12 protein-coding genes are annotated in these 12095 nt (G+C 68.7%); 5 read left to right on the top strand and 7 right to left on the bottom strand.

The window, feature by feature from the left end; all coding sequences use genetic code 11:
• Positions 1-3 precede the first annotated feature (3 nt).
• The gene (locus tag EV645_RS20555; protein WP_130445590.1) at positions 4-1800 is read left to right on the top strand and encodes an ABC transporter ATP-binding protein; all 1797 of its coding nucleotides are present in this window, start codon (positions 4-6) and stop codon (positions 1798-1800) included.
• Complete coding sequence (locus EV645_RS20550; RefSeq protein WP_130445589.1) at positions 1787-3577, top strand: ABC transporter ATP-binding protein; 1791 nt, start codon at positions 1787-1789, stop codon at positions 3575-3577. Before EV645_RS20555 ends, EV645_RS20550 begins: the two co-directional genes overlap by 14 nt.
• Here EV645_RS20550 and EV645_RS20545 read toward each other — a convergent pair.
• A complete protein-coding gene (locus EV645_RS20545) occupies positions 3574-4041 on the bottom strand; it encodes a nitroreductase family deazaflavin-dependent oxidoreductase (RefSeq protein WP_130445588.1) in 468 nt (155 codons plus the stop codon). The genes EV645_RS20550 and EV645_RS20545 overlap by 4 nt on opposite strands.
• A 112-nt stretch (positions 4042-4153) precedes the next feature.
• Between EV645_RS20545 and EV645_RS20540 the strand changes: the two genes are divergently transcribed.
• Entirely contained in the window at positions 4154-4840 is a 687-nt protein-coding gene (locus EV645_RS20540) for a TetR/AcrR family transcriptional regulator (RefSeq protein WP_130445587.1), read from the top strand.
• Here EV645_RS20540 and aat read toward each other — a convergent pair.
• The gene (gene aat, locus EV645_RS20535; RefSeq protein WP_130445586.1) at positions 4833-5498 is read right to left on the bottom strand and encodes a leucyl/phenylalanyl-tRNA--protein transferase; all 666 of its coding nucleotides are present in this window, start codon (positions 5496-5498) and stop codon (positions 4833-4835) included. The two genes, EV645_RS20540 and aat, sit on opposite strands and share 8 nt — an antisense overlap.
• A gap of 215 nt (positions 5499-5713) precedes the next feature.
• On the opposite strand from aat, the gene EV645_RS20530 reads away from it, so the two are divergent.
• A complete protein-coding gene (locus EV645_RS20530) occupies positions 5714-6409 on the top strand; it encodes an EcsC family protein (RefSeq protein ID WP_130445585.1) in 696 nt (231 codons plus the stop codon).
• 1 nt (position 6410) lies between these two features.
• Here EV645_RS20530 and EV645_RS20525 read toward each other — a convergent pair whose 3' ends face one another.
• Positions 6411-7247: a helix-turn-helix transcriptional regulator gene (locus EV645_RS20525; protein WP_198681758.1), complete on the bottom strand. Its 837-nt coding sequence runs from the start codon at positions 7245-7247 to the stop codon at positions 6411-6413.
• A gap of 119 nt (positions 7248-7366) precedes the next feature.
• The gene (locus EV645_RS20520; protein ID WP_130445583.1) at positions 7367-8293 is read right to left on the bottom strand and encodes a hydroxymethylglutaryl-CoA lyase; all 927 of its coding nucleotides are present in this window, start codon (positions 8291-8293) and stop codon (positions 7367-7369) included.
• A gap of 56 nt (positions 8294-8349) precedes the next feature.
• On the opposite strand from EV645_RS20520, the gene EV645_RS20515 reads away from it, so the two are divergent.
• Positions 8350-8994, top strand: a complete 645-nt coding sequence (locus tag EV645_RS20515) for a GNAT family N-acetyltransferase (RefSeq protein WP_130445582.1) — start codon at positions 8350-8352, stop codon at positions 8992-8994.
• A gap of 84 nt (positions 8995-9078) precedes the next feature.
• Here EV645_RS20515 and EV645_RS20510 read toward each other — a convergent pair whose 3' ends face one another.
• The 3 genes from EV645_RS20510 to EV645_RS20500 all read right to left on the bottom strand — a co-directional run bounded on the left by EV645_RS20510 (position 9079) and on the right by EV645_RS20500 (position 12024).
• Entirely contained in the window at positions 9079-9849 is a 771-nt protein-coding gene (locus EV645_RS20510) for a metallophosphoesterase family protein (protein WP_130445581.1), read from the bottom strand.
• A gap of 133 nt (positions 9850-9982) precedes the next feature.
• On the bottom strand, positions 9983-11251 hold the full coding sequence (locus EV645_RS20505; RefSeq protein WP_242000540.1) for a TrbL/VirB6 family protein: 1269 nt from the start codon (positions 11249-11251) through the stop codon (positions 9983-9985).
• An 11-nt stretch (positions 11252-11262) separates the two neighbouring features.
• Positions 11263-12024, bottom strand: a complete 762-nt coding sequence (locus tag EV645_RS20500; protein WP_130445579.1) for a DUF8175 domain-containg protein — start codon at positions 12022-12024, stop codon at positions 11263-11265.
• Between the last annotated feature and the right edge of the window lie 71 nt (positions 12025-12095).

Genomic DNA, 12095 nt, shown 5'->3' with positions numbered 1-12095 from the left:
CAGATGGTGAAACGGCTGCGCGGGCGGGCTGAGTGGCAGTTCTTCGGGGTGCTGCCGCGGGCTGATGCGCGGTTGGCTGCGGCTTGGTGGGGGCTGCTGCTGGCGCGCGGGGCTTTGCCTGCGGTGTTCGCGATCGCAATGGGGTGGGTGGTCGGCGCGGTGCAGCATGGCGATGCGCTGGCGGCGCCGTTGAGTTTGATGGGCGTGACGTTCATCTTGCTGCAGGTGCTGACCCCGGTGCATCAGGCGGTCAGCGCCAACCTCGGCAGCCGCGTGTCGGCGTACCTCAACGACAGGCTGGCTGAGGCTTGTGTCGGGCCGCCGGGGATCGGGCATCTCGAGGATCCGGCGCTGAGTGAGGACCTCACGGTTGCGCGGGAGTTCGATCACGGGCAGACCGGGCCACCGATGTATCTGAACGTCGACTTCGTCGCCGGCAGTCTGGTTGAGCTGGTCGGCGGGGTCGCGTCCGCGGTGGTGCTGTTCGGGTTCAGCTGGTGGGCGCCGTTGCTGCTCGTTGCCGCCTGGGCGTCGACGCATTGGCTGCTCCGCGAGAGCGGTGTCTGGAAGGACCGGAACACGGCCGAGGTCCGGTCGGCGCAACGGCACGCCCACTACGCCTATGAGTTGGCGGTCGAGCCTGATCCGGCGAAGGAGCTGCGGCTGTTCGGCCTCGCGGACTGGACGGTCCAGCGGTTCACCGAACGGCGGCGCCGGCTGTTCGAGTTGCAGTACGCCGCAACCCGTTTGCGGGAGCGACCAATGATCTGGAGCCTGCTGATCATCGCGGTCGCCAACGGTCTCGTCTTCTGGGCCCTCGCCGCGGCGGCGATCGGCGGCCGCTTGGAGCTCGACCGGCTGGTCGTGTTCGCCCAGGTCGCGATCGGCGTCGGCATGATCGCGTTCGGCGGACTGAACTGGGCGCTCGACGGAGCAGCTGCACCGGTCGCCGCCGTACATCGGCTGGAGCCTGCGATGGCGCCGGCCGGCGCGCTGACGCCAGGTCGCCTCACCGTTCCGCGGGGCGCCGTCGAGCTCGATCTCCGCGGCCTGAAGTTCCGTTATCCACATGCCACTCAACCGGTCTTCGACGGGTTGGATTTGACCATTCCGGCCGGCTCGTCGCTCGCGGTCGTCGGTCAGAACGGTGCCGGCAAGACGACCTTGGCCAAGCTGCTCTGCCGGTTGTACGACCCGGACGACGGCACGATCCGCGTCGACGGGAGCGACCTGCGCGACCTCGATGTCGACGCGTGGCGGACGCGTGTCGCCGCGGTCTTCCAGGACTTCCTCAAGCTCGAGCTACCCCTGCGGGACAACGTCGCGCCCGGCGGAGCGCCCGAGGCGGACATCCGTGCCGCCCTCGCCGACGCGGGCGCCGACCATCTGGCCGACCTGGACACCCGGCTGGCCACGGGGTACGGCGACGGCACCGATCTCTCCGGCGGGCAATGGCAGCGCGTCGCGTTGGCGCGGGCGCTCTGCGCAGTACGGCAGGGCGCCGGTCTCGTGCTGCTTGACGAACCGACGGCTCAGCTGGATGTTCGCGGCGAGGCAGCGATCTTCGACCGGATCCTGACGGCGACCCGCGAGGTGACCACAATCCTTATTTCGCACCGGTTCTCGACGGTCCGGCATGCCGACCGGATCTGCGTCCTCGAGCACGGCCGGGTCGTCGAGCTCGGCAGCCACGACGAACTGATGCTCCTCGACGGGCGGTACCGGACGATGTTCGACCTGCAGGCCAAGCGCTTCACGGCCGAGGTCGACGAGGAAGGGCTGAGCTATGACAAGCTCTGAAGTCGAAGAGCCGAAGGCCCTCGCCGCGATGTGGAGGCTCTGCAAGCTGGGCTACCAGCACGAGCCGTGGCTGCTGGTCGCCGCCTTCCTGATGACGCTGCTGGCCGCGCTTCCGGATGCGTTGCTCGCGTTGTGGCTGAAGATCCTGGCGGACGGCGTACTGAACGACGACCGGCGAGCGACCTTGCTTGCCGCTAGCGGCCTGGCTGTGTCCGTGACGGCGACCTGGTTCCTGCGGACGCTGTCGACCCGGATCTCCCGACGCTTCCGCGACCGCGTCACGATCATGCTCGAGGCCCACGTCGCCCGCCTGCAGGCATCCGTCGCCACGGTCGAGCACCACGAACGGCGCGACTACCTGGACCGCCTGTCCGTACTGCGCAAACAGGTCTTCGTGCTCGACCACATGTACATGTCGCTGTTCTCGACCTGCGGCTGGATCCTGCGCCTCGGCGTGACCGTCGTCCTGCTGATGTCGATTCAGCCCGTCCTCGCGCTCCTGCTGGTGTTCGCGCTGCCGACGGTCGTCAGCTCGAGCTGGCGTCCCGGCGTCGAGCGTCAGGTCGAGGAGCGGAACGCCACCCACTTTCGCCTGGCCGACCACTTGTTCAAGACCGCGACGACAGCCGCGCCGGGCAAGGAGGTTCGCGTTATTGGCATCGGTCGTGACCTCGTGGAGAACCGTCGCCGCGAGTGGGAGCAGTGGTACGGGCCTATCGCTGCTGCCCGGTGGGTCAGCGCCGGATGGCATGCCGTTGCCTGGGCCGTGTTCGGCGCGGCGTACGTCGGTGCGGTGTTGTTCGTGGCGACCGGACCGCACGGCTCGGTCGGCAACGTGTTGCTGATCCTCGCGGCCGGCGCGCGGTTGTCGGCGTACATCGGCGCGACTGTCGGCGAGATCGGCTTCCTGCGGGGGATCTGGCTGGACGGGTCGCGGCGGCTGGTCTGGCTGGAGAACTATGCGGCCTCGCTCGACCGCACCGCCGATCTCCCGGCACCCGAGCGGCTCACCGATGGAATCCGGCTGGACCACGTCTCCTTCACGTACGCCGGATCCGACCGGCCGGCGTTGGAGGACGTCAACCTGCAATTGCCTGCGGGCAAGGTGATTGCGGTCGTCGGCGAGAACGGCGCGGGCAAATCCACGCTGGTGAAGCTGATCTGCAAGCTGTATGAGCCGACCGATGGACGCGTGCTGCTCGACGATCAGCCGCTGGACCGGATCGCGACCGAGGCGTGGCGGGAGAAGATCGCGGGTGCGTTCCAGGACTTCTTCCGGTTCGAGTTCCGCGCGGCGCACAGTGTCGGGCTTGGTGATCTGCCCCGGCTGGACGACGTACCGGCTGTCACCACTGCGGTTGGACGGGCCGGCGCCGAGGATGTTCTGGAGCGGCTCGAGTCGGGGTTGGACACCCAGCTCGGTTCCACCTGGCCGGATGGGGCGGAGATCAGCTTCGGTCAGTGGCAGAAGCTCGCGCTGGCGCGTGGCTTCATGCGGGACCGGCCTTTGCTGCTCGTGCTCGACGAGCCGACCGCTGCGCTGGACGCCGAGACCGAGCACGCACTGTTCGAGCGGTACGCGGCGGCGGCCAAGGACAGCACCGACGGCCGGATCACGATCCTGGTCTCACACCGGTTCTCGACCGTGCGGATGGCCGATCAGATCGTGGTCCTCGACGGTGCCCGGGTGGTCGAGACCGGTACGCACGACGAGCTCATCGCCCTCGACGGGCAGTACGCCGAGCTGTACCGGATCCAGGCCGCGTCGTACCACTAGTTGATCTTGAAGACGGGGACGCCGGGGGCGATGTGGTGCAGGACCTCGTCGGGGGAGTTCTTGGTGACGTCGCCGCCGAAGAAGGCGCCGACCTCCCAGGCCCACTTCTTCAGGTACAGCCGCAGGGTGGGGATCTTGTCGGCGTCGGCGAGCTCCTCGGCGTGGAACGTCTCGACCTTGCCGCCGAGCTGCAGGCGGCCGGTGCCGCTGGCGCGCAGGTTCTTCACCCACTGGGTGTGGCCGCGCGGCGCGACCAGGTAGCGCTGGCCGTCGATGATCAGCAGGTTCACCGGAGTACTGCGCCACTCGCCGGACTTGCGGCCCTGGACCGAGAGGACCCGGCTGCCCATCAGGCTCAGACCCAGCTTCGTCAGGCGGGCGACGACCTTGTTGAAGACCCGCATGCTGCCCTCGGAGGAGGTGATGACGCGCTTGCTGTCGTAGGTCTGCTTGTACTCGGTCATGGCGGCGACTCTTTCTGTTTGCGAGAGCGGTGCTCTCTGTTGTGATCAGTGAACACCAGATCGCTGTTCACTGTCAAGAGCACTGCTCTCGATTCTGTGGCACACTGGCCGTATGAACGCCGGACGAACTGCCCGTGAACGTGCCCGGGCCGAGCTGACCGAGGAGATCAAGGGCGCCGCACGCCGGCAGCTCGCGACCGTCGGGGCGGAGGCGCTGTCGCTGCGCGCGGTCTCCCGCGAGCTCGGCATGGTCTCGTCGGCGCTCTACCGGTACTTCCCCAGCCGCGACGAGCTGCTGACGGCGCTCATCATCGATGCGTACGACGCGCTCGGGTCGGCGGCCGAGCGCGCCGCGGGCGGGGACGATCTGCTGGCGGAATGGGTCGCGATCTACGCCGCGGTCCGGGACTGGGCGCGCGCTCATCCACAGGAGTACGCGCTGATCTACGGCTCCCCGATCAGCGGCTACAAGGCACCCCAGACGACCGTGGAGCCGGCGATCCGGGTGCCGCTCCTTCTGCTCGGTCTCCTGCAGCGGGCTCAGGTCGGCGGCCGATTGGCTGTGCCTACCGACGCACCGGTCCCCACAGGCTTGCTCGCGCAGCAGACAGAGGTGTTGGTGCCGTTGGCGCCAGATCTGCCGCCGGCGGTGCTGATGCGGACCGTCATCGTGTGGACGCAGCTGTTCGGCATGATCAGCTTCGAACTCTTCGGTCAGCTCGTCGGCTCGATGGATCCCGCGGATGAGTTCTTCGAGTCGACGTCGCGCCAGATGGCCGCGTTCGTCGGCCTTACATGAACGCCTTCGGGAGCGGCACGTCGACGGCGCGAGCGACCCGGCGTACATAGGTCTCCCGCGCGATCGACACCGCGCCGAGGGTGGCGAGGTGGTCGGTCACCCATTGGATGTCGAAGACCCGATCGGCGGCGTACTCGTCATCCAGCAGTTCGATCGTCCCGGCGACGGCCGCCTTCGAGCCGTCGGTCTTGTGGTGGAACATCGACTCGCCCGCGAAGAGTCCGCCGATCGCGACGCCGTACAGCCCGCCGGCCAGCTCGTCGCCGTCCCAGGCCTCCACCGAATGCACCCAGCCGAGCCGATGCAGCTCGGTGTACGACGCGATGATCTCGCGGTCGATCCACGAACCGGGCCGGCGCGGATCCGCACACGCGCGGATGACCTGGTCGAACGCCGTGTTCACGCGGATCTCGAACTTCGCCCGCGCCCGCCGCAGCGAGCGTGACGGTTCGTAGCCGGCGACGTCGATCACGCCGCGATCGACCGGCGACCACCACAGGATCGAGCCGCGATGGTCCGGCATCGGGAACAACCCCCGCCGGTACGCCGCCAGCACGGTGCCCGGCGCCAGGTCCGCGCCGCCCGCAACCACGTCACTCGCCCCGGCGACCCCTACGGGCGGGAACTCCCATGGGGACGGAGCAGGTTCGACTGGCACGGAACCATCTTGGACTATGCGGATCCCCACGCCATCACAATCCGCCCGTCGACGCCCAGTCACGCTCCCGGCATCCGGCGGACCGCGATTGTGACGGCCTGGAGATCCACCTAGGGGACACCAAGGGTTTCTCCCGAGTGGCGAGGATCGGGGAGGCACGTACAGTTGAAGCACGTCCGGGTTCTGACCTGTGGGGCCGGGCGGGAAGGAGCACCGTGGCCGGAGTAGCCAGGTTCGTCGCCAGTAGTCTCGCGCCCGCCGCCCAGAGGTTCGCCCCGGCCGCTGCGGGTGGTGTGCTGCGCCAGATCCTCGAGATCGCGATCGATGGGTACCAGCGGTTCCCCGGCGCGGAGCGGATCGCGGACAACAAGCTCGAGCGGTGCGGCGGTGACGCCCAGCTCGCGATCGAGGCGGTGATCGACCAGCACATCCGGCTGGCCGGCGTACAGGGCTTCGCGACCGGCCTCGGCGGTCTCGTCACACTCCCGGTCTCCCTGCCTGCGAACCTGACCGGTATCGCGATCGTCCAGGCCCGGATGGTGGCCGCGATCGCACACCTGCGCGGGTACGACCTGGACGATCCGCGCGTCCGGACGGCGGTGATCACCTGCCTGCTCGGCGAGGAGGGCGTGGCCGACCGGCTGAAGAAGTCGAGCCTGCCGACGTCGCCGATCGCGATCGCAACCGCGCCGGTGTTCGACCCGGAGCTGGACCGGCACGTCTCGAACGAGGTCGTCGCCGAGCTGATCGCACGGATCAGCGGCAAGAAGATGGCTCTCACGATCACCCGCCGCATCCCGTTGCTCGGCGGTGCGGTCGGCGCCGGCGTGGACGGCTGGTCGACGTACCGCGTCGGTCAGTTCGCCGACAAGAGCCTGATCCGGCGGATCCGCCGCCCGATCGAGCCGTGATCTAGGCGGTCACGCTCACAGGCCGACGGGTCTGCGGGAGTTTCGCGCGCGTGTCCTCGTTGGCGGGGGTCTCGACGAAGAGGACCAGGTCCGGGTGGGCGGGGATGGCCAGCTCGGTGATGGTGAAGTGCAGTTCGCCGACGGCTGGGTTGACGATGCGGCGCTCGCGCGGCGTACAGGCTGCTACCTCGTGGCGCGACCACAGTTGGGTGAACTCGGGGCTGATCGCCTGCAGCCGCTCGAGGTCGGTCTCCCAGTCCGGGTCGCCGATGTGTCCGGCGTACGCCGAGCGCAGGCGACCGACGATGTACGGGACCTCGGTGTCGTAGTTCAGCAGCTGGGCGCGGGCGGCGGGCTCGGTGATGATGCACCAGAGCAGGTTCTTGTGGATGCAGGGCAGCTGGTGCCAGTCGTGGAACAGGTCGTTGTACGCGCGGTTGGCCCGGACGATGTCGAACCGCGTGTTGGTGATCACCGCGGGCAACGGGTCGAGTGCCTCCACGATCTCGCCGAACACCGCCTCGCTCGCGCAATCGGTCGTACGCGGTAACCGCACAGGCGTCGCCTCGGCCAAGCGGTACAGGTGTTCGCGCTCGACCGGACTGAGTTTGAGCGTCGTCGCGACTGCGTCGAGCACCTGCCCGCTGGCGTTGATCGGCCGCCCCTGCTCAAGCCACGTGTACCAAGTCACGCCAACGCCGGCCAACTGCGCCAGCTCCTCCCGCCGCAACCCAGGCGTACGCCGACGCCCGCCGCCGGGCAGCCCCACATCCTCAGGAGCCACCCGCGCCCGCCGCGCCTTCAAAAACTCCCCAAGCTCAGCCCGCTGCGCACTCACCCACCCACTCTGACCCACCCCACCGACAGTTTCGCGCCGCCAGAGCCGCCTGTGGACAACTCCGACTGGGTTGAGACGCTCGTCGATAGACTTGAAGCGGAAAGGGCAGGGGCGAGGTGTCAGCCGGCGAGGGCCTGTACGACTCGGCTCGGGGAGGGCTTGCCTAGCTGGTCGGCCATCCAGGTGCTGGTTTCGACCAGTTTCAGCAGGTCGACGCCGGTGTGGATGCCTAGGCCGTCGAGCTGCCAGAGCAGGTCTTCGGTGGCGAGGTTGCCGGTCGCGCTCTCGGCGTACGGGCAGCCGCCGAGGCCGCCGGCTGAGCTGTCGACTGTGGTGACGCCCTCGCGGAAGGCGGTCAGGGTGTTGGCCAGCGCCTGGCCGTAGGTGTCGTGGAAGTGCACCGCCAGCTTGTCGACTCCCACGCCGGCTGCGCCGAAGGCGGTGATCAGCGCGGTGACCTGGCCGGGGGTGGCTACGCCGATCGTGTCGCCGAGGGAGAGTTCGTGGCAGCCGAGGTCGACCAGCTGCGCGCCGACCTTGACGACCTGGTCGATCGGTACGTCGCCCTCCCACGGGTCGCCGTAACACATCGACACGTAGCCGCGGACGCTCAATCCCTGGCTCAACGCGCGCTGGATGGTCGGCGTGAACATGGCGAACTGGTCGTCGAGCGTGGAGTTGAGGTTCTTCGACGCGAACGTCTCGGTCGCGCTGGCAAAGATCGCGATCTCCCGGACGCCGGCCGCCAGCGCACGGTCGAGGCCGCGCTCGTTCGGGACCAGCACCGGCGCGCGTACGCCGTCGGGAATCTCGAGTTGGTCGAGCAACTCGGCGGCGTCGGCCATCTGCGGGACCCACTTCGGGTGCACGAAGCTGGTCGTCTCGACCGTGGTCAGGCCCGCGTCCAGCAACCGCCGGATGAACTCGGCCTTGACCGCGACGTCGACGATCGCCGACTCGTTCTGCAGCCCGTCCCGCGGCCCGACCTCGTAGATCGTGACCCGGTCCGGCAACCCCTCGGCCTTCACCAGCTGCGGTTTCCGCATCGTGCTGCCTCCGTGGCGTCTGAGCGTGACACGGGATCTCCGCGACAATGCTCGTGATGACAACTCTTGCTGACATTCTGCGTGGCGTCGAAAACGGCGTCTTCCCGGCCCCGGACCTCAGCGTCAGGGTCGTGCCGGCGCCGTCGGAGCGCGAGTCCGCCGTGGTCGCGTTCACCGGCCACATCGTCATCGCCGCAGACGTCAGTCCGTCGTGGGTCGCCGAGCAGATCCCGGTGGGCGACCTGGCCGCGCCGACCAATCCGCCGTTCCTCACGGCCCTGGCCGAGCTGACCGGCCGTCATGTCAGCTCGAACGACGCGATGTTCCTGGCCCCCGCCATCACCAATCCCGGCAAACGCGCCGCCGCCATCGAGGACCTCGCCGTCCTCAGCGACCACAGCCATCCCCGCGTGCAGCGGGCGCTGGAGTGCCGAACCGACGTCCACGTGTACGGCGACGTACGCGGCGGCGTGGTCATCATCGGCCGCGGCCTGGCCGACCGCATCGAATGCGCCATCGAGCTCCCCGACGCCCACCACAACCAAGGTCACGGCCGCCGACTGGCCCGCGCCGCTCGAGCCCTCATCCCGCCGAACACCTCGGTCTGGGCCCAGATAACCCCCGGCAACGCCGCCTCAGTCCGGGCCTTCCTGGCCGCCGGCTACAAGCCGGTGGGATCCGAGACCCTGCTGGTCAAGTGACCGAGAGGTGAACAGGCGGCAGATTGTTGCTGACGGCACCGAATTCACAGCTGTGGAAAAAGCTGGGGATAGTTGCGGTGAGGGCTAGTGGCGGTGGTAGCCGAACTCGGTGTTGTTGTAGAGGTCGGTGCGGTAGATGCCGTGGATGATCTCGGCCTCGTAGCCGTCGAGTTCCGGCATTTCGAGGTCGCGGGCGATGGCCAGTTCGGCGGGGGCGTCGTACGGGACTCGGACGAACTGGATCGAGAACGGGGCCGGGTCGGGTGAATCCATGACGCCTTCGAGGATCACGTAGATCGGTGTCGGGTCGCCGAGGCTGTTGCCGACCGAGCCGGTGTTGAAGAGGGTGCGGCCGCGGTCCTCCTCGAAGTACGCGTCGTGAATGTCGGCGTACCCGACCACGGACGGTACCGGCCCGTCGCCGGTGGCCGGGGTGTTCTCGAAGAAGCTCAGGTACTGCGATTCGTCGTGATCGAACGAGATCCGGTGGTGAACGCTCTTCGACGAGGCGTGGAACAGGCGCACCTGCTGACCGCTCATCAGGAAGTCGTGCGAGAACGGGAGCGCTCGCAGCCAGGCCCGCTGATCCTCGCGCAGCTCCTTCTTCCACCACCTCAGCGCCTCGCGGTCGTCCACGCGGTCGGGGTCGGGGAGGAGGTCGTCCCAGTTCCCGAGGATGTTCACCTCGCAGACCTCGCGGCACCGATCCACGACCGCCTGACCCCGCGGGCCCTTGCCGACGTTGTCGCCGAGGTTGAAGATCCGCGTGATCCCTCGGGCGGAGATGTCCGCCAGGACCGCCTCCAGCGCTGTCAGGTTCCCGTGTACGTCGGAGATCAGCGCAATCCGGTCCATCAGCTCATGCTTTCATCCGTCAGGCCGACCGGGGCAGGCCGGGCTTGAACGCGCGGGACGGCGAGGGCGATCATCCAGCGCCGGTCTGGCCGACGGGAGCGGCGGGTTGGACGCGCGGGGGCAGCGAGTGCGATCAGCCGGAGCCGGTCGGGCCGACGGGTTCGGGGGTGCGCTGGCGGGCGGGTGGGTTGCTGCGGTGGGAGCGGGAGCCTGAGCGGCCGGACATCGGGCCGCGGGCGGAGGACGGGGTGATCGCGCCGCCTCCGGACTCGCCGGCGGAGTGTGCGGCTGCTCCGGCCAAGGAGCCGCCGGCCTTTCGTGCGGCCGCGAGGCCGATGCCCGCCGGTCCAGCGATCGCTCCGGCGGCCTTCGCACCCGCGCCGACCGTCTGCGCGCCGGTCGCGCCACCCGCACCTGCCCCGGCACCGCCGGCCGAGCTCCCGGCGCCTCGTCCGCCGCCGAATCCCGCGCCGGAGCTGCCGATGTTGATAGCACCGGTCGCCATCCCACCGGGATCCGCCACCGAACTGCCCATCCCGGCGCTCCCACCGGCCACGGCCGCGGTGACCGGAACCATGAAGCGCATCAGCGCCGGCAGCGCGAAGATCGCCAGCAGAAGCATCATCATCCCGCCCATCGCCTGCACCACGCCGGCGCTCGCACTCGACGGCTGGTCCTCAGCCATCTTCATCGCCGCCGCGTAGACCAGCGCTGCCGCGGGTTTGTACGCGACGAAGGCCAGCGACCAGCCGCAGAACTTCTTGAACCAGTTCCGCCCGATCTCCGTGTTGGTCGCGGCGGCGGCCAACGGGAACGCTCCTGCGAGCAACACCAGCATGGCTGAGCGGATCAGCATGAGCACGATCTGCACCGCCGAAGCCACGATCACCGCCAGGCCGGTCATGATGGCCACGAACCCGGGCATCGCGGACGCGAACAGCTCATGGGGCGAGGTACCGCCGAAGGCCGCCTCCAGCTTCATGTCACCGGCCACCTGATCGACGACGTACACCGAGAAGCCGTCCGACCACGTCGCCAGAACCTGCAGCGTCGCAGTCCCGGCCGCTCCCACCACCACGAAAGTCACGACGGCCTTCAGCAGCTCCTGCAACGGTCGCGCCCGCTGCTCCCAGGCGATCCGCATCCCGGCCACGAGCACGGAGACGACGAAGACAGCTGCCGTGACGCTGAGCAGCTTGCTCTGCAGAAACTCGACGGTGCCGCTGTTCGTCCAGGAGTCGCCGTGCTCCGTGCCCAGCAGATTCGGGGCTTCGGGCTTGAGCCAGAACGTCATCGCGTTCAGCGTGTTCAGCGCGCCCTCGGTGATCGCCTGCTGGAGCTGGTCCATCGCACTGGTCGCCACGGACTGGAAGCCGTCCTGGATGTAGCAACCGAGATCCATTTTTCCGCACATCAGACACCACTCCAGGCAACGAAGTCGGACAGGTCACGGTGCTGGGCGAACGGCGCGCCGACCGGCTCGCCGGCCGCGGGTGGTTGCAAGAGCCAGTCGCCGCCGTGCCACACGAGCGTCAGCGTGAGGCTCATGTACGCCGAGTTGACCGAGGTGGCGAGCATCAGGCTGACGCGATCCGGGCTCGCGTCGATCACGCGGTACCCAGCGACCTGCGGCACGGTGTACCCGCTGGCCGACTGGTCGGTCTGCAGCTCGCGGATCAGCGCGTCGGTGCCAGGGCCGGGCACCATCAGCTTGCGCGCCGTGGCGACCACCTTGTCCTGATCGGCCATCGCGGCGTACGCGCTGTAGGCGGCGTACACCGCCCCGGTCGGCGAATGAGCGAAGCACCGGCGGAACCCGTCGGCGTCCGTCCTCGCCGGCCCGAACCCGGACGAACGGGGTACGACGATGCGGCTGCTCACCTCCCAGCCGTCCACCGCGGGCGGCTGCTGCGGGACCGACTGATCGCCAGTACTGCGGTTGCAGCCGGTCGAGCTAGCGGGACGAGAGCTGACCGGTGTCGCAGGAGCAACCGGCTCCGAGCGACCAGGCACGACAGCTTGCTGCTGAGCCTGTCCAACCGCCGGCGCCGTGCCGGAGGACGTGAAGCTCCCGATCAGCAGCACCGCGCCGCAGACCACCACCGCGCCGATGACGATGCTCGCCGCGATGAACCCGCGGCCGAACGGTGACTGTTCCTCGCTGCTGTCGCTCATCTGACTCCCCGATCCGCCGGTCGACAACCTCACGAGAGAAGCCTCGCAAAAATCGCCGGACCGCCGCGGAA

The sequence above is a fragment of the Kribbella rubisoli genome (assembly GCF_004217145.1).
Classification (GTDB): Bacteria; Actinomycetota; Actinomycetes; order Propionibacteriales; family Kribbellaceae; genus Kribbella; species Kribbella rubisoli.
Note: the sequence above shows the minus strand (reverse complement) of the source record. Positions and strands in the feature narration are given on the sequence as shown.